General features: G+C 62.0%; 19 protein-coding genes and 1 pseudogene. 14 read left to right on the top strand and 6 right to left on the bottom strand.

The window, feature by feature from the left end; translation table 11 throughout:
- Positions 1–10: 10 nt before the first annotated feature.
- Entirely contained in the window at positions 11–1,810 is a 1,800-nt protein-coding gene (locus tag HF916_RS42625) for a cytochrome P450 (protein WP_168794667.1), read from the bottom strand.
- Between the two features lie 688 nt (positions 1,811–2,498).
- Between HF916_RS42625 and HF916_RS42620 the strand changes: the two genes are divergently transcribed.
- From HF916_RS42620 to bfr, 5 genes are all read left to right on the top strand, one after another.
- Positions 2,499–2,798, top strand: coding sequence for a GntR family transcriptional regulator (locus HF916_RS42620; RefSeq protein ID WP_168794666.1), 300 nt, complete (start codon positions 2,499–2,501; stop codon positions 2,796–2,798).
- 57 nt (positions 2,799–2,855) lie between these two features.
- Positions 2,856–4,118 (top strand): MFS transporter, encoded by a 1,263-nt coding sequence (locus HF916_RS42615; RefSeq protein ID WP_168795839.1) that lies wholly within the window; start codon positions 2,856–2,858, stop codon positions 4,116–4,118.
- A gap of 258 nt (positions 4,119–4,376) precedes the next feature.
- The gene (locus HF916_RS42610; RefSeq protein ID WP_240975719.1) at positions 4,377–6,662 is read left to right on the top strand and encodes a beta-glucosidase family protein; all 2,286 of its coding nucleotides are present in this window, start codon (positions 4,377–4,379) and stop codon (positions 6,660–6,662) included.
- A gap of 196 nt (positions 6,663–6,858) precedes the next feature.
- Complete coding sequence (locus tag HF916_RS42605) at positions 6,859–7,677, top strand: peptidylprolyl isomerase (RefSeq protein WP_168794664.1); 819 nt, start codon at positions 6,859–6,861, stop codon at positions 7,675–7,677.
- Between the two features lie 245 nt (positions 7,678–7,922).
- Positions 7,923–8,399: a bacterioferritin gene (gene bfr, locus HF916_RS42600; protein WP_168794663.1), complete on the top strand. Its 477-nt coding sequence runs from the start codon at positions 7,923–7,925 to the stop codon at positions 8,397–8,399.
- 219 nt (positions 8,400–8,618) lie between these two features.
- On the opposite strand, the gene HF916_RS42595 is transcribed toward bfr, so the two are convergent.
- From HF916_RS42595 to HF916_RS42580, 4 genes are all read right to left on the bottom strand, one after another.
- Complete coding sequence (locus tag HF916_RS42595; RefSeq protein WP_240975718.1) at positions 8,619–9,071, bottom strand: MarR family winged helix-turn-helix transcriptional regulator; 453 nt, start codon at positions 9,069–9,071, stop codon at positions 8,619–8,621.
- A gap of 125 nt (positions 9,072–9,196) precedes the next feature.
- A complete protein-coding gene (locus HF916_RS42590) occupies positions 9,197–10,327 on the bottom strand; it encodes an acyl-CoA dehydrogenase family protein (protein ID WP_168794661.1) in 1,131 nt (376 codons plus the stop codon).
- Positions 10,328–10,339: 12 nt separating this feature from the next.
- Positions 10,340–11,548: an acyl-CoA dehydrogenase family protein gene (locus HF916_RS42585; protein WP_168794660.1), complete on the bottom strand. Its 1,209-nt coding sequence runs from the start codon at positions 11,546–11,548 to the stop codon at positions 10,340–10,342.
- Positions 11,549–11,634: 86 nt separating this feature from the next.
- Positions 11,635–13,755 (bottom strand): 3-hydroxyacyl-CoA dehydrogenase NAD-binding domain-containing protein, encoded by a 2,121-nt coding sequence (locus HF916_RS42580; protein ID WP_168794659.1) that lies wholly within the window; start codon positions 13,753–13,755, stop codon positions 11,635–11,637.
- A 140-nt stretch (positions 13,756–13,895) separates the two neighbouring features.
- Between HF916_RS42580 and HF916_RS42575 the strand changes: the two genes are divergently transcribed.
- Complete coding sequence (locus HF916_RS42575) at positions 13,896–14,804, top strand: LysR family transcriptional regulator (protein ID WP_168794658.1); 909 nt, start codon at positions 13,896–13,898, stop codon at positions 14,802–14,804.
- A 60-nt stretch (positions 14,805–14,864) separates the two neighbouring features.
- Positions 14,865–15,056, top strand: coding sequence for a hypothetical protein (locus HF916_RS42570; protein ID WP_168794657.1), 192 nt, complete (start codon positions 14,865–14,867; stop codon positions 15,054–15,056).
- Between the two features lie 12 nt (positions 15,057–15,068).
- On the opposite strand, the gene HF916_RS42565 is transcribed toward HF916_RS42570, so the two are convergent.
- Positions 15,069–15,971, bottom strand: a complete 903-nt coding sequence (locus HF916_RS42565) for a LysR family transcriptional regulator (RefSeq protein WP_168794656.1) — start codon at positions 15,969–15,971, stop codon at positions 15,069–15,071.
- 94 nt (positions 15,972–16,065) lie between these two features.
- Here HF916_RS42565 and HF916_RS42560 point away from each other — a divergent pair, with 94 nt between their 5' ends.
- The 7 genes and pseudogenes from HF916_RS42560 to HF916_RS42530 form a co-directional block, all read left to right on the top strand.
- Positions 16,066–16,944: an alpha/beta fold hydrolase gene (locus HF916_RS42560; RefSeq protein ID WP_168794655.1), complete on the top strand. Its 879-nt coding sequence runs from the start codon at positions 16,066–16,068 to the stop codon at positions 16,942–16,944.
- A gap of 17 nt (positions 16,945–16,961) precedes the next feature.
- Entirely contained in the window at positions 16,962–18,377 is a 1,416-nt protein-coding gene (gene leuC, locus HF916_RS42555) for a 3-isopropylmalate dehydratase large subunit (protein ID WP_168794654.1), read from the top strand.
- Positions 18,374–18,985 carry a 3-isopropylmalate dehydratase small subunit gene (gene leuD, locus HF916_RS42550; protein ID WP_168794653.1) on the top strand — a complete coding sequence of 204 codons (612 nt, stop codon included), beginning with the start codon at positions 18,374–18,376 and terminating at the stop codon, positions 18,983–18,985. The genes leuC and leuD overlap by 4 nt, the downstream gene beginning before the upstream one ends.
- Positions 18,986–19,085: 100 nt before the next feature.
- Positions 19,086–20,471: a dicarboxylate/amino acid:cation symporter gene (locus tag HF916_RS42545; protein WP_168794652.1), complete on the top strand. Its 1,386-nt coding sequence runs from the start codon at positions 19,086–19,088 to the stop codon at positions 20,469–20,471.
- Positions 20,472–20,565: 94 nt separating this feature from the next.
- Positions 20,566–21,486, top strand: a complete 921-nt coding sequence (locus tag HF916_RS42540; RefSeq protein WP_168794651.1) for an SDR family oxidoreductase — start codon at positions 20,566–20,568, stop codon at positions 21,484–21,486.
- Entirely contained in the window at positions 21,483–23,144 is a 1,662-nt protein-coding gene (locus HF916_RS42535) for an acyl-CoA synthetase (protein ID WP_168794650.1), read from the top strand. Before HF916_RS42540 ends, HF916_RS42535 begins: the two co-directional genes overlap by 4 nt.
- Positions 23,141–23,565: pseudogene (locus HF916_RS42530) on the top strand (Lrp/AsnC family transcriptional regulator); the annotation flags it as partial. The gene HF916_RS42535 and the pseudogene HF916_RS42530, both read left to right, overlap by 4 nt.

Here is a 23,565-nt window from a genome sequence, read left to right as displayed (position 1 = left end):
GACAGATCGACTAGCCGCGTCGACGCAATTCGATGCGCAGGTTTCGCGGCACCATCGAGAACGCGAACACTTCCTCCACCTCGGGCGCATCTTTGACCAGCAACAGATCGAAGTTGCGGCACAGCATGGCGACTGCCGATCTCACTTCCATCAAAGCGAGGCTGCGCCCCGGACACAGGCGCGGTCCCGAACCGAACGGCATGAACCCCGCTCGATGATGACTGGCGGCGCTCTCGCCAGTGAGCCAGCGGTCCGGATCGAACACACCGGCCGCCGAGTCGCCGCCTTGCTGCAGTCCTGCCTCGCGCGTCAACAGCGACAGCACCGCGCCCTTCGGGATCGCAACGTCGCCCACTTGCACGTCGTAATTCGGCTCGACTGCGAGAACGGGCGTAACGGATTTGAGCCGCATGGACTCGCTGATTACCGCGTTCAGATAGAGGAGCGCGTCGCCCGCGTCAAAATCTTCAAGCATGGCTGCAGATCCGATAACGGCATCGACTTCTTCCTGCATTTTTCGCTGGACATCTGGTAGAGACGCCATGAAGTACACCACCCAGGCGATGGTGTTCGCCGTCGTGTCCTGTCCGGCCAACAGGATGGTGAACACATTGGCCAGCACTTCGTCGTCTGTCAGCGGCGCTTCTCCTTCCTGTTGTGCCATGAGCAACGCCTCGAGCAGATTCGTGGGCATCGCGTCCGCTTCCGAGCGCTGTGCGAGTCGCGCGCGGTTCGCGGCGATGAGGTCCTTCGTGAGCGCCTGAACTGCAATCAAGGCGCGATCCAGCGTCTTGTCGGCGGGTAGCTTGACGTAATGCCAATAGGGGAAGGGTGCATTGATGCGCCGGTTGATCATCGGGAACACGACTTCGAGATGCCGCTGGATCACGTCGCCCTCGCTTTCGATGGTGTCCATGTCATATCCGAATGCGAGATTGGTGGTGACGTCCACCGTGTATCGCATCAGGTCCTTCTGGATATCGATGGATTGCTGATCGCGAGTCGCTCTCTCCCAGCGTTGCAGCAATCGACGCGTCATCTCGCAGAGCAACGGGAAGAAGGCACGCAGATGCAGGGGGTCCAGTGCCTTTGCGACGAGTTGCCGTTGCCGTCGCCAGGCCTCGCCTTCCATGGAGAAGACGCCGTTGATGCCCAACTCGCGCGCAACGGTTTCGATCACGTTCCAGCGGCGATAAGCTCCAGGGCGATCGCGCAAGACTTGACTGATGAGAATCGGGTCGGCGATCGCAACGAATGGGCGGCCGATCAATCTGAACGTGTACACAGGGCCGAACTCCCGGGACCACCGCTCGAGCACGAGGTGCAGTTTCTCGGGCCGTAGCTGCAATGTATTGCCGAGAAACGGAACGCGCTTTGGGCCAGGAAGCTGGGCAAGCGACCGCACGGGAGACTCGCGCGACGGCGTTGTCCCCGCCGGGCCAGAGCGCTGCGCATTCCATGCGCGCACTTCGTTGCGATCGACTTTAACTTCGCCGTTCTCGACGATTGCGTCGAAGCGCTTCAGATTCGAACTACTCGGTCCTTGCCTGCAGCCTGACGAGCAGTTGAACTGCCAACCGTGCGCCCGGCAGGTGAGCACGCCATCTTTTACCGTTCCTTCGGATAGGAGAGTGCCTTGATGCGGGCAGCGGCCCTGAAAAATCGAAATGGCGTTGCCGTGGCGGAGAACGATCAAATCGATTCCGTCGATGTTCGCCGCCTTGATGCCGTCGTCCTCGAGTTCTTTCGTGCGCGCTATCACTACCGTGTCCGGGGAACCCGATCGCACCGCCTGAAGACTCGCGTTCATTTTGTCGCTCCTTCGCGCCGGACAGGCATCGTTTCATCGATCGCGCGAACACAAGAGACGGTCCGGCGCCTTGTCGACGGCGAACGCTTTTGCGTTGCAACGTGCAAGCAGGTTCTTACGCAGCGTGAAGAAGCGGGCGCATTCATGTCACTACGCAGCGCACTTAATTGGCGTCGTGAGCGGGCATCAGGGCGGAATCCTGTGCCGGGTCTGTGCGACAGATGAGTCGCGATCCATGCTTATTCCCCGAGGTCCGAGGAGGGCGCTCACCCAACCATACTAGTCGTTTAACGAAGGGAGCCAAGCACTCTATCTAGTGTCGTACCGCCTTTTCGGTTGCGTGGCGTTGCCGGACGGAGGCGCGGGTTTGGAGGCTGGACTCGGCGGTGCCACCTCTGCGGTTTGGTCAACTTCCCAAGCTCGCTTGCTTGTGGTGCTTAAACTTGTCATAGGTTGTCCGACAACATGAGTTCGCCGGCTTGGTTGGATAAGTAGTCTCGTGGCGAAGCCAGTCGCGCCTGACAGCGCCAGCCACAGCGCTTCACCTCAAAAGCGGCACCCAGACAGAAGCCAATATTCCCCGGATTTTTCCCAAATATTAGGGTTTACATTGCGGTTGGACACATCTTCGTCAAGTACACTTCAACTCATCAGATGACCGATCACATCGGTCGATAGAGGAAAATCGATGAAAATCTGGGTCCCCGATCTGAAAGCGCACCGAGGTCCGCAATATCTGGCAATTGCCGACGCGATAGAGCAGGCCGTTCACGGTGGGGCATTGAGGACGGGCGACACGCTGCCGCCGCAAAGAATGCTCGCGGATCTGTTGGGCTTACATGTGAATACGATCAACCGCGGAATGCGCGAATGTGCGCGGCGCGGACTGACGCGCGGACAAACACGGCGGGGCACGGTGATCCGACATGCGCCGTTCGCGAGGCAAAGCAATTCTGTCGGTCGTTGCTTGGTCAGCACACACCAGTGAGCGTCCGGCAAAGCGGAATTGAAACGATACAGGAGACAGTCGGTGAGCAAACGTTATATGAAAGGCCTGCGCTGGTGGATCATCGGGCTCGTGATGATAGGCGTTGCCTTGAACTATCTGTCCCGAAGTTCGCTGTCGGTCGCGATGCCCACTTTGAGCAAGCAACTGGGCATTTCCACGCAGCAGTATTCATACGTTGTGGCTGCGTTTCAGGCTGCTTATACCGTCATGCAACCTATCGCCGGCTATGTTCTCGACATGCTCGGCACAAAGATCGGTTTTGCCATTTTTGCATTGGCATGGTCACTGGCCAATGCGCTGCACGGCTTCGCTTCAGGTTGGCTGTCGCTGGCGTTCTTCCGTGGCTTGCTGGGGCTGACCGAAGCCTCGGTTATTCCTGCCGGTCTGAAGGTCGTATCCGAATGGTTTCCGGACAAGGAGCGTTCCATTGCGACTGGCTGGTTTAACGCGGGCACCGCGATCGGCGCCATGATCGCGCCTCCTCTCGTGGTCTGGTGCATCCTTCATTCAAGCTGGCAAATGGCGTTCGTCGTGACCGGCGGCCTTGGCTTCGTTTGGGTGGCGATCTGGCTGTTTGCCTACCGGACGCCGCGGGACCACGTCCGTCTCGAGCCCTCGGAACGCCAGTACATTGTCGATGGCCAGTCCAACACAGACATCGAGAAGGCTTCCTGGAAGCATATTCTGAGTTCCAGAAAATTCTGGGGCATAGCGATTCCTCGCTTTCTCGCCGATCCGGCATGGGCGACATTCAACTTCTGGATTCCGCTCTACCTGTCCACCGTCAGGCATATGAGCCTGAAGGAAATCGCGATGTTTGCATGGCTGCCATTTCTGGCGGCGGATCTGGGCAGCATCGTCGGCGGCTACCTGTCCCCGCTGTTCATGAAGTGGTTCAACGTGTCGCTGATTTCATCGCGCAAGCTGGTCGTGACCACGGGCGCGATCCTGATGTTCGGGCCCGCATGCATCGGTCTGGCGACGGATGCGCATACGGCAGTCTATCTATTCTGTGTCGGCGGGTTTGCGCACCAGGCGCTCTCGGGTGCGTTGATCACGTTGGCGTCGGATGTATTCGGCAAGAACGAGGTTGCAACGGCGAGCGGCTTGACCGGCACGGCCGCGTGGCTCGGAAGTATCAGCTTTTCGCTGATCATCGGTGCCGTGGCAACGACGATTGGTTACAACCCGCTGTTCGTTTGTCTCGCGCTTTTCGATGTGCTGGGTGCAATCGTCCTTTGGACAGTGTTGTCCTCCACGGAAACGACGCCGACCGCGCAGCCGGTGCTTCAGTCCTAAAGCACACGGCCCGCGCGTGCGAGTCGGCACGGCGGAGCGTTGCGTATCGAACTCGATTGGTTATCAAGGTGTGTCGCAAGAGTCACCTATATCAATAGGATTACTATATTTAATGGAGGAGGGACCATGTATCAAGTGTTCGTTAAGAGAAGGACGTCGGCGGCGGTCAGCGCAGCGCTACTGGTCGGCGCGTGCGGTGGCGGAGGAGTGGACAGTGCCAGCACCGCCGGTGCCGGCAGCGCGGCAGGAAACGCGTGGATGAACACCACACTCCCTCCGGCCCAACGCGCGACATTGCTGGTTGCCGCAATGACACTCGCGGATAAGGAGGAGCAGTTGGTCGGCTCGCCCGGCATCGTGCCGGAACTGCCCAATTGCCTCGGCTCCCGCCATATTTCAGGGTTGCCCAAATATCAGATCCCGACCTTGCGCATCACCAACGGACCGGTCGGCGTCGGTCAGAACGATTGCGTGTCGACTTCGGTCAGCAGCACGTTTTCCGCACTCGGCGATCCCAGTTCAGCGAAGGCAACCGCGGTGCCGTCCGCGCTTGCAACGGCCGCCTCTTTCGATCCCGCTGTTGCCACGCAGTTCGGCAATCTGATCGGCACGGAAGGGAGCAACCTCGCGCTACAGGTGTTTGAAGCGCCGGGGATGAATCAGGCGCGCCTTCCTGTCGGCGGGCGGAATTTCGAATATATGGGTGAAGACCCGTTTCTCACGGGCACGATGGGGTCTGCCGAGATTCAGGCCGTTCAAGCTCACGGCATGATTGCGATGGCCAAGCATTTCGTCGCCAACGAGCAGGAGACAAATCGTTTAAGCGTGCAAGAGAGCATCGACGACAGGACTTTGCATGAGCTTTATCTGCTGCCGTTCGAAATGGCGGTAAAAAATGGCCAGGTTGGAGCGCTGATGTGTTCGTACAACTCGGTCAACGGGTTCTCGATGTGCGAAAACAAGCATCTCATGACCGACGTATTGCGCGGTCAATGGGGTTTCAAGGGTTATGTTCAATCCGACTTCTTTGCCGCGCACAGCACGGCGAATACGATGCTTGCCGGTCTGGACAACGAAATGCCGGGACTGAGCGCCCCAGGAGCGGTGACCTGGTGGACGCCGGCCAACCTGAACGCGGCGCTTGCGTCGGGCCAGATTCAGACGTCCGATATCGACACTGCGTTGACGCGCCGTTACACGCAAATGTTCCAGGCAGGTGTCTTCGACCGGGCGATCGTGCAGACAGCGATCAATGCAAGCGCGGACGGTTCGATCGCCAAAGACATGGGCGAGCAGTCGGCCGTTTTGTTGCAGAACAATGGCGTGCTGCCGATGAGCAAAACCGTTCAGAACGTCGTCGTAGTCGGCAAGGCATCACAGGTGTATGCGCAGCAATCGGTCGCTAACGGGCAGGTGTTCGGCTCCACAGTGGCCGGTGGCAGTTCCGATGTGGAACCGTTGTATACGGTGGCACCGGTTCAGGGCTTGCGGGATGTGCTGACCAGTCTGGGCAATACCAGCGCGAAAGTGCATCTGATCCTCGTTGACGACACCAATACCACGGCCACAATCGACGGCGCGGCGACCACTTTCGCGGCAGCGAAAACTGCTGCTACGAGCGCCGATGCCGTGATTGTGATGGCAGGTTCGATGTCCGAGGAAGGCGCGGACCAGGCAACCTTCACGGACGCTACCGGCATGACGCTGGATACCGGCAAATATCTGAACACGCTGGACTGGTACGGGCCGAAGCCGAGCGCGATCACGACGACCGTCACCGCGAAGACCAGCAACACGCTCGCGATGATTCAGGCACTCGTGGCCGCCAACAGCAAGACGGTGCTGGTGCTCAAGGACAACGCGGCGCAGGCGCTGGATGCGTCGCTGCTCGCGGGCGGTGCATCCGCGCCGGCTGCGATTCTCGAAGCCTGGTATCCGGGTGAGGAGGACGGTCATATCGTGGCGGATCTGCTGTTCGGCGTGGCCAATCCTTCAGGCAAGCTGCCGGTGACTTTCCCTCGCGTGGGTCAGGGCTTCATGGATTCGATAACCCAGGTACAGTACCCCGGCGTCATGATCGACGGCAACCCGACGGTCACGTACTCCGAAGGTCTGAACATGGGCTACCGCTGGTATGACGCCAACAACAAGACGCCCGCATTCGAGTTCGGATACGGATTGTCGTACACGACCTTCACGATCACCAACCCGAGTGTCTCGCCGGGCGCCAACGGCACCTATGTGGTGTCGGCCACGGTGACCAATACCGGGAAGCTGGCCGGCGCCGAAGTGGCGCAAGCCTATGTCGGCATGCCGGCCAGCACGGGCGAGCCGCCGAAGCGCCTTGTCGGGTTCCAGAAAATCTCGCTCGCTGCCGGTGCTTCGCAGGTGGTGAAGATCGCGATCGATCCGAACTCGGCCAGCCATCCCCTCGGCACCTGGAATAAGGACACGCAGCAGTGGGTCAACGCGAGCGGTTCTTACCCGGTGTATCTGGGTAACTCGTCCAGAAAGCTTGCTGCGGCGGGCGCCATTAGTCAGTAGGCCGGGCCTCTCTACCCGTGCTTCAGGTTGCGTGAAGCGTCGGCACGTCCCGCATGAGTTGCATTGGCCGGACGCGATGAGGTTTTTATTCATCGCGTCGGTCAAAGACTTGCGGTTGTCTTCGCGCACTGTTTTCGCATCGCCTCCGGTCCAGTTTGTCGGACCGGCGTATCACGCCCTTTTCATGGGACAGATCATGCACAACATTTTCAGAGTCGCGACAGCAGTGTTGCTGGGATCGGTTGCAGTCGCCACGTCGATGGCATCTGATAGGCCATTTGTGACGGTGAACGGCGCGGCCGTTTCGCAAGCCGACGCCGATGTCTACATCGCCCGGGCCCAGTCGGAAGGCGCGGCTGACACGCAAGAATTGAGAAGTCACGTCAGGGAAGAGGTGATCCGGCGTGAGTTGATGTTCCAGAAGGCGCAGCAAGCCGGCTTCGACAGGAAACCGGACGTCGCCGCGCAAGCGGAGGAGGCGCGGCAAAAAATCATCGCTCAGGCTGACGCGGCCAGACAGGTCGTCATCATTCGTGCCTATGTGCAGGACTTCATCAAGACTCATCCGATCGGCGACAGCGCGTTGAAGTCCCTTTACGACGCCATGCGAGTCAAAGGCGGCGACACGGAATACAGCGCGAGCGTCATTCTGGTGAAAACGGAGGACGAAGCGGCTTCGATCATTGCGAGGCTCAACAAAGGCGCTTCGTTTGCAAGCCTGGCGAAGGAGTCGATCGATCCCAACTCCAAATACAACGGCGGCAGCGTGGGCTGGTCCGCGCCCAGCAAATTCGTGAAGCCGGTTGCGGACGCCTTGGCCGGTTTGAAGAAACGGCAGTACACCCAGACTCCGGTTAAGTCCGGCTATGGATACTACGTTGTCGAACTCGACGATACGCGGCCATTGAAGGTCCCCTCATTCGAGGACATGAAGCCGATGCTGCTTCAGCAAGCGCAATCGCAGATGATCGACGGCATGATTGCCGGCCTGCGGGCGAATGCCAAAGTCGAATAATGTGGCATGCCGCTTGCGGTGTCACGCTTGCGGCGCGTCGTCCACACTGACGTAAGCTTACCGTCATGCATTGGTAACGATTCTCATTTTTTGCCTTGCCGATTCGATGCGCTATGCTGGGATAACGGCCAAAAAATATAAGACGTGAGGCCGGTTCCGTGTTGGTGCAATGCCACCGAAGAGCCGGCCCGATCCATCATCCTTCGCCGGCACCGGGGTCTTCGCACACGAAACAGGGAGGTGATATGCAAGGCGACCCAAAGGTCCTGGAATACCTGAACTCGCAACTGAAGAACGAACTCTCCGCGATCAATCAGTATTTCCTGCACGCGCGCATGTACAAGCACTGGGGGCTCGACAAACTCGGCAAGCATGAATATGACGAATCCATCGGCGAGATGAAGCACGCCGATCTGCTGATCGAACGCATCTTCCTGCTGAACGGCTTGCCGAATCTGCAAGACCTCCACAAGCTGCTGATCGGCGAAGAAACCAAAGAGATCATGGAGTGCGATCTGAAGCTGGAACAGATGTCGCAGGCCACCTGCAAGGAAGCCATCGTCTATTGCGAATCGGTTCGCGACTTCATCTCGCGGGAGATACTGACCCATATTCTCGACGACACCGAGGACCATATCGACTGGCTCGAGACGAATCTGGAATTGATCGACAAGGTCGGCATCCAGAATTATCTGCAATCGGGAATGGAATCGCCGGAGTGAGTTCGCTTTAGCGAATGGCTGACAGACGGCGAACTGAACGCCGGCAACCTGGCCTGAGCGTGAAGCGCCCCATCATCGGGCGTCAGGCGACGTCGGCCAGGTTGGCGGGAAAATGCCGATCTGGTCATAAACGCGAACAATTCTTATTTGGCGCGTTCGTCGCCGACGCTGACCGCACGCTCACGCAGGTTCGCAACAACCGTGCGGAGCTGGCGAGTCTCAATCGACCGGCACGTTGCTGATCCGATGCACATCCGCAAGCTTGCTCAACAGGCTTCGAAGCGTGCTCTGCTCGCCGGCATCCAGCGCGTTAAAGAAGTGGTCGTCGTTTTCATCGGCAATCGACGCGAGATCGGGCAGCGCGCGTTTTCCCTGCGGAGTCAGCGAAAGGAATTGCACGCGGTTGTCCTCCTCGCTCGTCGCGCGCGAGATCCATTTTTTCTCTTGCAGCTTGTCCAGCACCTTCGAGATCGCGCCACGCGTCATGCCCATCGCGTCGGCGAGTTGGGCCGGCGTCAGGTCAGTCCACCTTTGAATCTGATTGAGCGCGACCCATTCGGCTACGGAGACACTTCGTTCCTGCAAAGCACGAGCGAAGTTGCCTGAGACATGATTGGATACGAGCCTCAGCCAATAACCCAGATGTCTTTCGAGGGCAGGCGAGGATTGCACCAATTTCTTCTGATTGCGCACGACCTGTACCTCGGCTATTGATTGGCTTCCATGGAAATCATTGTGGTTTCCATGGAAAGTCATGTCAAGGTATCTTGCGGATTGCAACGTAGAGTGCAGTGCGCTTATTCGCGGCCCAGCGCGATGAACCGTTCGAGATGATGGTCCTCGTCGCCGAGTTGATGATCGATCATCACGAGGCGCTTCGCATAGTGCGCGAGCGGCAGCTCCCACGTCATGCCGATCCCGCCATGCAACTGAATGCATTCTTCCGCGACTAGCGCGCCGATCCGCCCGATGCTGTACTTGGCCGCCGACACCGCGCGCTCCCGGACCTTGCGCTCGGCGCCGAGCGCCGCCGCTGCATTGATCACTGCCGAGCGGGCCTGCTCGATCTCCAGCAGCAGATCGGCCATGCGATGCTGCAATGCCTGGAAGCTGCCGATCGGCACGCCGAACTGCTTGCGCGTGCGCAGATACTCGAGGGTGTAGTCCTTGGCGACATCCATCGCGCCGACGGCTTCGGAACACAGCGCGAGCACGCCACAGCCGATCGCGTATTCGAGCGTCACGAAGCCCGCGTCCGTCGTGCCGAGCAATGCGTCGTCGCTGAGCGTGACGTTCTCGAACGTCACTTCAGCAGCGCGGCCGCCGTCGATCTTGCGATAGCCGCGCACGCTAACGCCTGGCGTATCGCGCGGCACGAGAAAGAGCGTCACGCCCGCTTCGCTATCGTCGTCACCGCTCGTGCGCGCCGAGACCAGAAAGAGCGCAGCGTGTTCGCCGTGCTGCACCACCGCTTTCGCGCCGCTCAGTTGCCACTTGGCACCGCTGCGCTGCGCGCGCGTCGACACGCGGGACAGTTCATAGTGGCTGTCCGGTTCGCCATGCGCGAGCGCAACGATCCGCGAGCCGTCGATCAATTCACCGAGCGCGGCTTTTTGCGCGTCGTTGCCGCTCTGCGCAATGGCGCGTCCGACGATCAGCGTATCGAGAAACGGCTCGACCACGAGACCGCGACCGAGGCTCTCGAACACCACGGCGATATCGAAACCGCCGCCGCCGAATCCGCCGTCCGCTTCATCGAACAGCGCGCCGATAATGCCGAGCTCGGCAAAGCGGCTCCACAATTCGCTGCTGTAGCCTTCGTCAGACTGCGCGATCCGGTCGCGCGTCGCGAAGCCGTATTGCTCGCTGACAAAACGGTTGAGCGTATCCGCCAGCATGCGGCGGTCTTCGGTGTGCTGGAAATTCATGACGTGCGCCCCTTACAGTCCCAGGATCATTTTGGAAATGATGTTCTTCTGGATTTCGTTCGAGCCGCCGAAGATCGACAGCTTGCGATTATTGAAATACAGCGAGGCGGCGCTCGCGGCTTCGTCGGGGCCGACCGGCGTGCCTACGAAGCCATCATGCAAGGCTTCCTCGACGAACGGCTGCGCGTACGGACCCATCGCGCGCCGCGTAAGCGACGAGATCTCCTGACGGATCTCGGTGCCGCGAATCTTCAGCATCGAACTTTCGGCGCCGGGCACGCCGCCGCCCGCCACCGCCGCGATCACGCGCAGGTTGGTGGTCTTCATGTTCTCCAGATCGATCTCGACGCGCGCCATGCGCGCCGCGAACGCCGGGTCATCCGCGAGCGGCCGGCCATTGCGCCGCTGTTTTGCGGCGATCTTGCGCAGGCGATTGAACGCGGCCACCGAGAAGCCGACGCCCGCAATGTTGGTGCGCTCATACGTGAGCAGATACTTGGCGTAGGTCCAACCCTTGTTCTCTTCGCCGACCAGGTTCTCGACCGGCACGCGCACGTCGGTGAAAAACACTTCGTTGACTTCGTGCTCGCCGTCGAGCGTGATGATCGGGCGCACTTCGACGCCCGGCGTCTTCATGTCGATCAGCAGGAAGCTGATGCCTTCCTGTTTGCGCACGTCGGTCGCGCTACGCACGAGGCAGAAAATCATGTTCGCGTAGTGGCCGAGCGTGGTCCACGTCTTCTGTCCATTGACGATGTAGTGCTGGCCTTGCGCGTCCATGCCGCGCACGGCGGTGGTCTTGACCGACGCGAGATCGGAGCCGGCGCCCGGTTCCGAATAGCCTTGGCACCACCAGTCCGAACCGTCGAGAATACGCGGCAGCCAATGGCGTTTTTGCGCTTCACTGCCGTATTTGATCAGCACCGGGCCGAGCATGTTGACGCCGAACGGCACCACGCGCGGCGCGCCGGCCAGCGCACATTCGTTTTCGAAGATGAATTTCTGCACCGCGTTCCAACCCGGGCCGCCGTACTCTTTCGGCCAGTGATTGGCGAGCCAGCCTCGCGCGTTGAGAATGGCGTGCCACTCGGCCATGTCGTCGCGCGTGAGACGGCGGCCGCCGTGCACCTTGTCGGCGAGACGCTGCGGGAGCTTGTCGCGCAGAAAGGCCTGCACGTCGGCGCGGAAGGCTTCTTCCTCGGGAGTGAAGTTCAGATCCATGGCGGGTGTTCCGGATAGGGTTGAGCGACCGGCGCGCGTGGGGCGCGGCCGGTCATCATGGTGCACGTCGATGATGATGCGCCGTTTCAGATGCTCTGGTTCAGGCTCGCGAAATCGGCGCCGCGTTCCACCAGTTCGACCAGCAGCGGCGAGGCCTTCCAGAAGAGCGGATCTTCCTTGGCGAACTCGCGGATGTCGGCGAGGATTTGCGGCAGGCCGACCATGTCCGCATATTTCATTGGACCGCCGCGATAACGCGGAAAGCCGTAGCCGTACAGGAAGGTCACGTCGACGTCCAACGGCCGCAACGCGATGCGCTCGTGCACGACGTTGGCGCCTTCGTTGATCATCGCGGCCATGTAGCGGCGGATGATCTCTTCGTCGGTGAAGCTGCGCGGCGTGATGCCGGCGCGTGCACGCTCGGCGTCGATGATCGCCTCGACTTCCGGGTCGGGCGTGCCGCTGCGCGATCCTTCGGGGTACAGATAGAAGCCGCGCCCGGTCTTCTGGCCGAACCAGCCGCGCTCGCACAGGCGGTCGGCGATCTGCACATAACGCGCCGCGGGATTGCGGGTGGCCGCGCGCCGCTTGCGTGCCGCCCAGCCGATGTCGCCGCCCGCCAGATCCACCACCTGGAACGGTCCCATCGGAAAGCCGAACGCGCGCACGGCGGCGTCGATCTGATAGGGCGAGGCGCCATCTTCCATCATGGCGTCGGCGGCGCTGCGATACACGGCCAGCACACGGTTGCCGATAAAGCCGTCGCACACGCCCGCGCGCACCGGCGTCTTGCGCAACTTTTTCGCCAGCTCGAACGCGGTGGCGACCACGTCGGCGCTGACCTGTTTCGGCACGACCACTTCCAGCAGCTTCATGATGTTGGCGGGCGAGAAGAAGTGCAGGCCGATCACGTCGGCGGGACGCGAAATGCTCGACGCGATCGCGTCGATGTCGAGATACGAGGTGTTGGTCGCGAGCACCGCGCCCGCCTTGCAGACGCGATCGAGTTCGGCGAACACGGCCTGTTTGACGGCGAGGTCTTCGAATACGGCTTCGATCACGAGGTCGGCGTCGGCGAGCGCATCGTACGACGTGCTGCCGTTCCAGCGCGCCATGAGCGCCGCTTTCTTCTCCGCGCTCAGGCGGCCTTTGGCGATCAGGCCGTCGTAGACTTTTTCGATGTGCGCGCGGCCACGCGAGAGCGACGCGTCGTCGCGTTCGATCATCGTCACCGGCAAGCCCGCGTCGAGCACCGCGACGGCGATGCCCGCGCCCATCGTGCCGCCGCCCACCACGCCGATCGTGTTCAACGCGCGTGGTTTGGCATCGCGCGTTTCCGGCGCCTTGAGCACTTCGCGCTCGGCAAAGAACGCGTGAATCAGGCCGGCGCGTTGCGGGCTGTCGATGCATTCGAGGAACAGCTTGCGTTCGAGCCGCAGACCGTCGTCGAAAGGCTGTTCGATGGCGGCCTCGACGGCGTCGACGATTTTCAGCGGCGAGAACAGGCCGCGCGATCTCTTCGCGGTTTCCGCACGCGCCGAGGCCACGGCGGCGAGACTCGCGGCGCGGTCGCCGAGCGCCGTCGCGTCACGCGTGCGGCGCACCGGGACGTGGGCGGCCAGCAACTCGTGCACGTAGGCGAGCCCTTCGGCGAGGATGTCGTCGCTGCTGCCGAGGCGGTCGATCAAACCCAGCGCCAGTGCTTCCTTCGCGTTAGCGTGACGGCCGCTCAAGATCAGATCGAGCGCGGCCTGGGCGCCGATCAAACGCGGCGTGCGCTGTGTGCCGCCCGCGCCCGGCAACAGGCCGAGTTGCACTTCGGGCAAGCCGAGCTTCGCGCCGTCGACGGCAATCCGGTAATGCGCCGCGAGCGCCACTTCCAGGCCGCCACCGAGCGCCGCGCCGTGAATCGCGGCGACCACCGGCTTCGTGCATGCTTCGATGCGGTTGCACACGTCCGGCAGCGAGGGCGGCACCGGCGGCTTGCCGAACTCGCGAATGTCCGCGCCGGCGATGAAATTGCGCCCCGCGCCGACGATCAGCACGGCTTCCACGGCCTTGTCGGCATCCGCGGCTTCGACGGCGGCGAGCAGGCCGCGCCGCACGTCGGCGGATAGCGCGTTGACCGGCGCGTGGTCGATCGTCACGAGCAGCACCTTGCCGCGCAATTCGCGCGTCACAACATCGGCCGAAGGGTTGGGGGTCATGGCGTCTCCTGATTGTGATGGGTCGCATGGCAAAGCATGCCGGGTCTGGCGAGTTCTGCGATTGTCGGTCGGTCAAGGTTTATTGACAATTACATGGACGGTTGACAGACTGTCAAAGTTTCTTTGACAAAGGCGCCGCCATGGACGTCAATTCCCTGACCCTGCTGGTGGACATTCTGGACGCGGGCAATCTCAGCGAAGCCGCGCGCCGGCTGAAAATGAGCCGTGCGAATGTGAGTTATCACCTGAACCAGCTGGAGCGCTCCATCGGGCTGCAACTGGTGAGGCGCACCACTCGCCGCGTCGAGCCGACCGAAATCGGCCTGCAACTCTACGAACATGGCCGCACCATCCAGAACGCGCTGCTCGCCGCGCGCGAATCCGTCACCACGCTCGGGCAGAGCCTGCAGGGGCGCGTGCGGCTGAGCGTGCCGAGCGGTTACGGGCAACTCGTCATGTCGGATTGGCTGATCGCGTTCAAGCGGCTTTATCCGGGCATCGTGCTGGATGTGATGTTCGAGAACCGCGTCGAAGACCTGATGCGCGATGAAGTCGATATTGCCGTGCGCGTGATGTCCGAGCCGCCGCAAAACCTCGTCGCGCGCGACATGGGGCCGGTGCGGTACGTGGCGTGCGCGTCGCCGGACTTCGCTGAAAAACACGGCATGCCGGCGCGACTCGACGACCTGCGCACGGCGCCGCTGATTACGGCGGCGGTGGTCGGCCGGCAACTGCGCGTAGCCGCTTATCTGCGCGACGAACGGCATGAAGTGCTGCTGGAGCCGAGCATCATCTCCGAGAATTTTCTGTTCTTGCGCCAGGCGGTGCTCGCCGGACTTGGCGTGGGCCTCGTGCCGGACTATGTGGTGCAGGACGATCTGCGGCGCGGCGACGTGGTGACCGCGCTCGATGAATGGCGCTTGAGCATCTTCGGCACGCACATGTACATGCTGTATATGCCGAACCGGCATCACACGCGCGCGGCGTCGACGTTCATCGATTTCATTTTGCAGCAGGCGCATGGCACGGGCAGAGGCTTGCCCACGTAAACGACGACGTTCATCTTGCGCTTCGCGCGGGTATGCTACGCAAAAAAGCGGAGACAAGAGATGAAATGGATCATCGGGCTTCTAGCCGTGCTGGCACTCGCCGTAGTCGTTCTGTTGATCTCCCGCTTGCCGAGCGAAGACGCGATTCGCCTCGCCGGTTATGCGGCCACTGCCGCCTTCGCCGCGCTCGTCGGGTTTCTGCTGCGCTGGCGCGCTAGCCGGGCGCAACAGCGGAATAAGCGGGCAGGGTGAGCGCACGTCTCGCTATGTGGCCTGAACACTCTCGCGCAACTCGTCGCCGAGAAAATCGATAAACGTCCTCAGCTTGGCCGACAGACGATGCCGCTCCAGATAGATCGCGTGAATGTCCGCGTTCGGCAAGGTCCACTCGGCGAGAAGCGGCACCAGTTCCCCGCGCCGTAGATGTCCCGCGATTTCCCACGCCGAGCGCACGGCGACACCGCGGCCATCGAGCGCCCACTTCAGCACGGCGCTGCCGTCGTTGCTGCTCAACGGACCGTCCACCTTCACCGTCTCCGATTTCTTGCCGCGCGAAAAATGCCACGTGCCGTACGCCGATTCGTTTTCGCGTAAGACGAGGCAGGCATGGCGCGTGAGATCGTGCGGCATTTGCGGTGCGCCGTGCCGCTTCACATAAGCCGGCGACGCGCACACGACGCGCTGGTTCTTCAGCAGCAAACGCGCATTGATGCGCGCATCCGGCACTTCGCCGAAACGAATCCCAAGATCGAAGCCTTCTTCCTGCAAGCTCACAGGCCGATCCGTCAGATGCAACTGAATCTTCATCGATGGGAACCGCTCGCTGAAACGCGAAATTGCCGGAGCGATGTGCGCGCGGCCGAAACCGAACGACGCGTTCACACGTAACAGACCGGCCGGTTCGGCGCGGCTCTGGGTGACCAGTTGTTCGAGTTCGGCGAGGTCGTCGAGGATGCGCGAGCCATTCGCCAGATAAATCTCGCCCTCCGCCGTCAGACTCACGCGCCGCGTGGTGCGGTTCACGAGCCGCACGCCGAGGCGTTGTTCGAGTTGCGCGAGCCGCTTGCTGATGGACGGCGGCGTGACGCCGAGTTCGCGTGCGGCAGCGGCAAGATTGCGATGGCGCGCCACCAGCGCGAACAGATTCAGGTCGGAAAAGCCGTCCATCGATTCGTTCCTAAAAGTTAATTCCGGATTGCGTTAAGAGAAACCATATCGCTGCAGGCATCAATTAGACTTCATTCAAACATGGGAGGCAATGATGTTTGAAGGTTTCACAGACGCGTCGGCCGAAGTCGACGGCATCCGCATCAACGCAATACGCGGCGGGAGCGGGCCGGCATTGCTGTTGTTACACGGCCATCCGCAGACCCACGCGATCTGGCACAGGGTCGCGCCGACGCTGGCTCGACACTTCACGCTGATCGCCGCGGATTTGCGCGGTTACGGCGACAGCGGCAAACCGCAGGGCACCCACGACCACGGCAACTATTCCAAGCGCCGCATGGCCGCCGATCAGGTCGCCCTGATGCGCGCGCAAGGTTTCGACCGCTTCGCCGTGCTCGGTCACGATCGCGGCGGACGCGTGGCCGCCCGCATGGCGCTCGATCATTCGCAGACCGTGACGCGACTCGTGACGCTCGACGTCGCGCCGACACTCGCGATGTACGAACAGACCTCGTTCGATTTCGCGCGTGCTTACTGGCACTGGTTCTTTCTCGTGCGTCCCGCGCCGTTTCCCGAGACGCTGATTCGCGCGGATCCCGACCTTTATCTCAAGCAGACCATCGGCGCGCGCAGCGCCGGGCTCGCACCCTTCACCGACGCGGCCTACGCCGAATATCTGCGCTGCCTGAGCGACCCCGGCACCGCGCACGGCATCTGCGAGGACTATCGCGCGAGCATCACGATCGATCTCGATCATGATCGCGCGTCGCTGGCTGAAGGGCAGAAGATCGAATGCGATTTCCTGGCGTTGTGGGGCGCGCAAGGCGTGATCGAACAATGTTTCGAGCCGCTGGCCGAATGGCGAAAGTGGTCGGCCAATGTGAGCGGCGAAGCGTTGCCGTGCGGTCACTACATTCCCGAGGAAGCGCCCGAGTTACTGCTCGAACGCGTCCTTCCGTTTTTGCTGTCCTGATTGCGCGGACCTTCATCATGTCAACACAAACCCTTTACCAGAAGCTGGTCGATTCGCATGTCGTCACGCGTGTCGATGAGCAGAATGTGCTGCTGTACGTCGATCTGCATCTGATGAACGAATACACCAGTCCGCAGGCATTCAGCGCGCTGGCCGCGAAAACGCGGCGCGTGCGCCGGCCTAAGCAGCAGCTCGCGGTGGTCAGTCACATCATTCCGACGCATGCGGAATCGCCGCGGGTGATTCGCGATGCCTCGTCGTTGCTGCTGGCGAATAACCTGGCGCGCAATTGCGCGGAGGCCGGCGTCGCGCTGCATGCGGCGAACGATCCGCTGCAAGGCATCGAACATATCGTCGCGCCCGAGCGCGGGCTGGTTCGGCCGGGCATGGTCGTGTTGTGTGGCGATAGCCACACCACCACGTATGGCGCGCTCGGCGCGTTGGGTTTCGGTATCGGCACGTCCGAAGTCGAGCATGTGCTCGCCACGCAGACCCTGGTGTATCGCGTCGCGCAGACCATGCGCATCACGATCGAGGGCGCGTTGCCGTACGGTACTTCGTCGAAGGATCTGATTCTGTGGATCATCAGCCGCATCGGCGCGCAGGGCGCGCGCGGCTACGCGGTGGAATTCGCCGGTTCGACCATCGCGTCGCTGTCGGCGGAAGCGCGCATGACCTTGTGCAACATGACCGTCGAAGCGGGCGCGCGTGCCGCGCTGATCGAACCCGATGCCACCACGTTCGACTACGTCCGCGCACACGCAACGTCGCTCGGTGAGGCCGCGTGGCGCGCCGCGATGAACGACTGGCGCGAACTGAAATCGGACCCGGGCGTGCCCTTCGATAGCGAGCATCGTTTCGATGCGCGCGATATCGCGCCGTTCGTCACGTGGGGCACGAGTCCCGACCAGGCGATTGCCGTCGACGAACGGATTCCCGTCGCGGCCGCGCAAAAGACACCGGAAGCCGCCGCCGCGTTGCGCCGCGCGCTCGACTATATCGGCCTCGACGCGGACCAGCCGATTGCCGGGACGCCGATCGATCGCGTGTTCATCGGTTCCTGCACCAATGGACGCATTGAAGACCTGCGCATCGTCGCGTCGATCGTCGCGGGCCGCCACGTCGCGCAAGGCGTGCGCGCGATGGTCGTGCCCGGTTCGGGCAGCGTGCGGCGCCAGGCGGAAGCCGAAGGCATCGCAGCCGCGTTGCGCGAGGCCGGCTTCGAATGGCGCGAGCCGGGCTGCTCCATGTGTCTCGCGATGAACGACGATTTTCTGGCGCTCGGCGAACGGTGTGCATCGACCACCAACCGCAACTTCGAAGGACGCCAGGGCCGCGGCGGCCGCACCCATTTGATGAGCCCCGCGATGGCCGCGGCGGCTGCACTGACCGGACGCATCACCGACGTCCGCACGCTGGAGACGCAGTCATGAGACTCACTGAAATTCACGGCACTGCCGCGCCATTGCCCATCGAAAACCTCGATACCGATCAGATCATGCCGAAGCAGTTCCTGCGCATCATCGACAAAGCCGGGCTCAAGGAAGGCTTGCTCTACGACTTGCGTTTCGACGCGCAAGGCGAGCCGCGTAGCGATTGCGTGCTGAATCAGCCGGCGTATCGCGGCGCGCGGATTCTGATCGGCGGCTCGAACTTCGGCTGTGGGTCGAGCCGCGAGCACGCGGTGTGGGGACTTCAGCAATCCGGTTTCGAGGCGGTCATCGCGCCGAGCTTCGCGGAGATCTTCTATTCGAACGCGATGAACAATCGTCTGCTGCTCGTGCAACTTGAACGCGACGAGATAGATGTCCTCTTGCACGACGCAGCCACACAACCCGCTGCGCCGCTGCATATTGATATCGAACGGCAAACGGTGACGTCCACGACGGGACGCATGTTCACTTTTCCTTTAGGCGCTCGCCATAAACGGATGGTGGTCGAAGGCATGGACACCATCGATCTGACGCTCGCTTCATTGCACGACATCGAAGCATTCGAGCGGGCCCATTTCGCACGGCATAGCTGGGCCGCCGTGTTGTAACGCCCCCGGCGGCCCTTGCGCCGCCATTCAACGAACTGCGCGTGACAGATTCCCCACCAGACGGGAAGGGACGCGCTTTGCCCTCAAAAACGGAGGAGACATGAAACGCAAGCCGCTCTACAAGGTGCTGTACGTGCAGGTGATCGTGGCGATCGTGATCGGCGTGGCATTGGGGCATTTTCTGCCCGCGGACGCCGTGGCGATGAAACCGCTCGGCGACGCCTTCATCAAACTCGTGCGCATGATCATCAGCCCGGTGATTTTCTGCACGGTCGTGACCGGCATTGCCAGCATGCACGACATGCGCAAGGTCGGGCGCGTCGGTGGCAAGGCCTTGCTGTATTTCGAGGTGGTGTCGACGCTCGCACTGGCGATCGGCCTGCTCGCCGCGCATGTGCTGAAGCCGGGCGCTGGCTTCAATGTTGATCCCGCCACGCTCGATGCCGGCGCGATCGCGGGTTATGCCGCGCAAGCCGCACACGGCGAAGGGCTCGCGGGCTTCTTCATGCACATCATTCCCGACACGTTCGCCGGCGCTTTCACGCAGGGCGATATTTTGCCGGTGCTGCTGATCGCGATGTTGTTCGGCACCGCGCTCGCGATGATGGGGGAACCCGCCAAACCGCTGATCGGCCTCGTTGAACTGCTGTCGAAAACGTTCTTCCGCATCGTGCGGATGATCACCAGCCTCGCGCCGATCGGTGCATTCGGCGCGATTGCATTCACGATCGGCAAATACGGCATCGTCTCCTTGCTGCCGATGATGAAGCTGATCGGCACGTTCTATCTGACCGCGTTTCTGTTCGTCTCGTGCGGCCTTGGTTTGATTGCGAGAGCATGCGGATTCAGCTTGTGGCGCTTCGTCGTGTATATCAAGGACGAGTTGCTGATCGTGCTCGGCACTTCCACGTCGGAAGCCGCGCTGCCGCAATTGATGGAGAAGCTCGAACGGCTCGGCTGCTCGCGCGGCATTGTCGGACTCGTGGTGCCGACCGGCTACTCGTTCAATCTCGACGGCACCAATATCTACATGACGCTCGCGGTGCTGTTTCTCGCGCAGGCCACCAACACGCATTTGACGATCGCTCAGGAAATCACGCTGCTGGCGGTGACGATGCTGACGTCCAAGGGTTCGACGGGCGTCACGGGGGCGGGCTTCATCACGCTGGCCGCGAGTCTTTCCGTGGTGCCGACCGTGCCGGTGACGGCGATGGTGCTGATTCTCGGCATCGACCGTTTCATGTCGGAGTGCCGGGCGCTGACCAATACGATGGGCAATGGCGTGGCGTCGATTGTGATTGCGGCGTGGGAGAAGGAACTGGATCGGGACAAGCTGAACGCGGCGTTGGCGCGGCCACGTTCGCGGCCGGTTGCCGATCTGGCCGGGGCGCTCGATGAAGGCGCGAGGATGGGTGCCGCGCGGGAAGTTGAGTGGGTTCGAATTGAGCCTAGCTCAAAAATTAAGGAAATGCCAAGCAGGAAATAATGGAAAGAAAATTGAGGGTGACAACAACGCGCTGATAAAACTTGAGCTAAACTCAGAAAACATCGAAAGCGCAGCACATGGAGGAGACACCCGAATGCCCGCAGCTTCGTCGAGCACCTCGCCGCCATCCAGCGGCTATCGTTCAGTTTTCCGCGAAGGTCTTTTCGCCCGCAAGGTGGTCATCGTCACCGGCGCGGGCAGCGGGCTTGGCCGATGCACGGCTCACGAACTCGCATCTTTAGGGGCGACCCTGGCGCTAGTCGGCCGAAGCGAAGGCAAGCTGAAAGCGGTGCAAGCCGAACTGGCCGCGGATCATCCATCCTCCGCCAACGGCCACAAGATTTACTCCTGCGACATCCGCAACGAGCAGCAGGTCCGTGAAACGATCGCTTCGATCATCACGGATCTGGGCCACGTGGACGGTCTTTTCAACTGCGCCGGCGGCCAATTCCCCGCCAGGCTCGAAAAGATCTCCTTGAACGGCTGGGACGCGGTCGTGCGCAACAATCTGCACGGCACGTTTCTGATGTCACGCGAGTGCTATACCCAATGGATGCAAAACCACGGCGGCGCAATCGTGAACATGCTGGCGGACATCTGGGGCGGCATGCCCGGCATGGGGCACTCGGGCGCGGCGCGCGCGGGCGTATGGAACTTCACCGAAACGGCCGCATGCGAATGGGGCCACGCCGGCGTCAGAGTCAACGCGGTCGCGCCCGGTTGGATTGCGTCAGCGGGCATGGACAGCTACAACGAAGAGTACCAGGCGCTGCTGCGCACGCTGAAGCACAAGGTGCCATTGCAGCGTTTCGGCACGGAATCGGAACTCGCCAGCGCGGCGGTCTTTCTGTTGTCGGAGGCGTCCGCGTTCATCAACGGCACGGTGATCCGCGTCGACGGCGGCGTGCCGAACGCGCGCCATTCATGGCCGCTCGCTGAAGCGGAGCGTACGATCGAATATAACGGCTTCCCGCGCTATCAACCGCCGACGGGCTTGCAGGAGCAGACACGATGAATCTCGACGGCCAGACCTACGAATCGCTCGCGGCTAACTTCGTGTGGGACATCCCGGCGCGCTACAACATCGGCGTCGACGTATGCGACAAATGGGCCGACGGTTCGGGCCGCCTTGCGCTGATCTACGAGGACGCCGAGGGCAACGCCACACGCTACACGTTCGACCAGTTGAAGGCGCTGTCCGACCGCTTCGCCAATGTGCTGCTCGCAGCGGGCGCGCAACGTGGCGACCGCATCGGCATCTTCCTGTCGCAATCGATTGAAACGGCGGTCGCGCATCTCGCCGCCTACAAGGCTGGCATGGTGGCCGTGCCGCTCTTCGCGCTATTCGGCGTCGACGCGATCGAACACCGGCTCGGCGACAGCGGCGCGGTGGCGTTGATTACCGATCATGCGGGCGTGCGGAAAGTCGACGAAATCCGCGCAGGGTTGCCAGCTTTGCGCAATGTCTTCAGCGTGGATATCGATCAGGACAACGGCGATCCGCAAGTACCCGTGCGTTCATTCTGGCAGGCGCTGAACGGCGCGTCCGCCAGCTTCACGCCCGCCGACACCGGCGCCGACGATCCCGCGGTGATCATCTATACATCGGGCACGACCGGCAAGCCGAAGGGCGCGCTGCATGGGCATCGCGTGTTGCCCGGTCATCTGCCGGGCGTCGAGATGTCGCAACAGGGCTTTCCCGCGCACGCCACGCTGATGTGGACGCCGGCGGACTGGGCGTGGATCGGCGGCCTGTTCGACGTGCTGCTGCCGTCGTGGCATCACGGCGTCGCGGTGCTGGCGCGCCGCTTTGCGAAATTCGACGGCCAGGCCGCGTTCGATCTGATGGCGCGTCACGCGGTCTCGCATACGTTTTTGCCGCCGACCGCGCTGAAGATGATGCGCGGCGTCGAACATCCCGAACGCTGGCGCCTCGCGTTGCGCTCGGTGGCAAGCGGCGGCGAATCGCTCGGCGAGGAATTGATCGGCTGGGGCCGCACGGCGCTGGGCGTGACGATCAACGAGTTCTACGGGCAGACGGAGTGCAACGTGGTGGTGTCGTCGTGTGCGGCGCTGTTCGAGCCGTGTTTCGGCGCGATCGGCCGCGCGGTGCCGGGGCATCATGTCGCGATCGTCGACATGGACGGCAACGAACTGCCGCAAGGCGCAATCGGCGATATCGCGGTGGCCGCGCCCGATCCGGTCATGTTCCTCGGCTACTGGGGCAACGAGGCGGCGACCCGCGAAAAATTCCGCGGCAAGTTTCTGCTGACCGGCGACCTCGGCACGCGCGACGCGGACGGTTTCATCCGCTTCGTCGGCCGTGGTGACGACGTGATCACGAGCGCCGGTTATCGAATCGGGCCGGCTTCGATCGAAGATTCATTGCTGCGTCACCCGGCCGTTTCGATGGCGGCCGTGATCGGCGCGCCGGATCCCGAGCGCACGGAGATCGTGATGGCGTTCGTGGTGCTCAAGGCCGGTTTTGTCGGCGACGAGGCGCTCGTGCGCGAGATCCAGCACCACGTCAAAACGCGCCTCGCCGCGCACGAATATCCGCGCGAGATCCGCTTTGTCGACAGCCTGCCGATGACGCCGACCGGCAAGGTGATCCGCAAAGCCTTGCGCGAGGGACTCGGACAAGACGGGGACAATTCCGCGGCAAAACCGTGAGCACGGGTCCGCGCCCACCTTCCACCCGCAGCGGCAGAGCGCTCCGGGCAGCGGGCGCCCAACCGGGCGCGGCCTCGCTCGACGACACCGACCGCAAGCTGCTCGCGCTACTCGCCGAAGACGCCACGCGCACTTATGCGGAACTCGGCAAGCTGCTGTTTCTGTCGGCGCCCGCGGTCCACGAGCGCGCCCGGCGTTGAAGAAAGAAGGCGTGATCAAGGCCACCGTCGCCACGCTCGACGCCGCGAGGCTCAACCGCCCGCTGCGTGCGTTCGTGCATGTCGATACGACGAGCTGGGTGGTGACGCGGCAACTGCTGGCACTGCAGGAGCTATCGGATGTCGAGGAGATTCATACCGTGACGGGCGAGAGCGCAATTTTGCTCAAGGTCCGCACGCGCGATACGCAATCGCTCGAACAA

It is taken from the genome of Paraburkholderia aromaticivorans, from assembly GCF_012689525.1.
Taxonomy (GTDB): Bacteria; Pseudomonadota; Gammaproteobacteria; order Burkholderiales; family Burkholderiaceae; genus Paraburkholderia; species Paraburkholderia aromaticivorans_A.
The sequence above is the reverse complement of the archived record's forward strand: the minus strand, read 5'-3'. Positions and strand labels throughout refer to the sequence as shown.

What these genes read in the sequence shown, in the direction of transcription:
- bfr (WP_168794663.1), top strand. Translation starts at nt 7,923, where the DNA reads ATGCAAGGCGACCCAAAGGTCCTGGAATACCTGAACTCGCAACTGAAG.
- HF916_RS42540 (WP_168794651.1), top strand. Translation starts at nt 20,566, where the DNA reads ATGCCCGCAGCTTCGTCGAGCACCTCGCCGCCATCCAGCGGCTATCGT.
- HF916_RS42605 (WP_168794664.1), top strand. Translation starts at nt 6,859, where the DNA reads ATGCACAACATTTTCAGAGTCGCGACAGCAGTGTTGCTGGGATCGGTT.
- HF916_RS42585 (WP_168794660.1), bottom strand. Translation starts at nt 11,548, where the DNA reads ATGGATCTGAACTTCACTCCCGAGGAAGAAGCCTTCCGCGCCGACGTG.
- HF916_RS42620 (WP_168794666.1), top strand. Translation starts at nt 2,499, where the DNA reads ATGAAAATCTGGGTCCCCGATCTGAAAGCGCACCGAGGTCCGCAATAT.
- HF916_RS42575 (WP_168794658.1), top strand. Translation starts at nt 13,896, where the DNA reads ATGGACGTCAATTCCCTGACCCTGCTGGTGGACATTCTGGACGCGGGC.
- HF916_RS42580 (WP_168794659.1), bottom strand. Translation starts at nt 13,755, where the DNA reads ATGACCCCCAACCCTTCGGCCGATGTTGTGACGCGCGAATTGCGCGGC.
- HF916_RS42535 (WP_168794650.1), top strand. Translation starts at nt 21,483, where the DNA reads ATGAATCTCGACGGCCAGACCTACGAATCGCTCGCGGCTAACTTCGTG.
- HF916_RS42615 (WP_168795839.1), top strand. Translation starts at nt 2,856, where the DNA reads ATGAAAGGCCTGCGCTGGTGGATCATCGGGCTCGTGATGATAGGCGTT.
- HF916_RS42625 (WP_168794667.1), bottom strand. Translation starts at nt 1,810, where the DNA reads ATGAACGCGAGTCTTCAGGCGGTGCGATCGGGTTCCCCGGACACGGTA.
- HF916_RS42610 (WP_240975719.1), top strand. Translation starts at nt 4,377, where the DNA reads ATGAACACCACACTCCCTCCGGCCCAACGCGCGACATTGCTGGTTGCC.
- HF916_RS42590 (WP_168794661.1), bottom strand. Translation starts at nt 10,327, where the DNA reads ATGAATTTCCAGCACACCGAAGACCGCCGCATGCTGGCGGATACGCTC.
- HF916_RS42560 (WP_168794655.1), top strand. Translation starts at nt 16,066, where the DNA reads ATGTTTGAAGGTTTCACAGACGCGTCGGCCGAAGTCGACGGCATCCGC.
- leuD (WP_168794653.1), top strand. Translation starts at nt 18,374, where the DNA reads ATGAGACTCACTGAAATTCACGGCACTGCCGCGCCATTGCCCATCGAA.
- leuC (WP_168794654.1), top strand. Translation starts at nt 16,962, where the DNA reads ATGTCAACACAAACCCTTTACCAGAAGCTGGTCGATTCGCATGTCGTC.
- HF916_RS42565 (WP_168794656.1), bottom strand. Translation starts at nt 15,971, where the DNA reads ATGGACGGCTTTTCCGACCTGAATCTGTTCGCGCTGGTGGCGCGCCAT.
- HF916_RS42545 (WP_168794652.1), top strand. Translation starts at nt 19,086, where the DNA reads ATGAAACGCAAGCCGCTCTACAAGGTGCTGTACGTGCAGGTGATCGTG.
- HF916_RS42570 (WP_168794657.1), top strand. Translation starts at nt 14,865, where the DNA reads ATGAAATGGATCATCGGGCTTCTAGCCGTGCTGGCACTCGCCGTAGTC.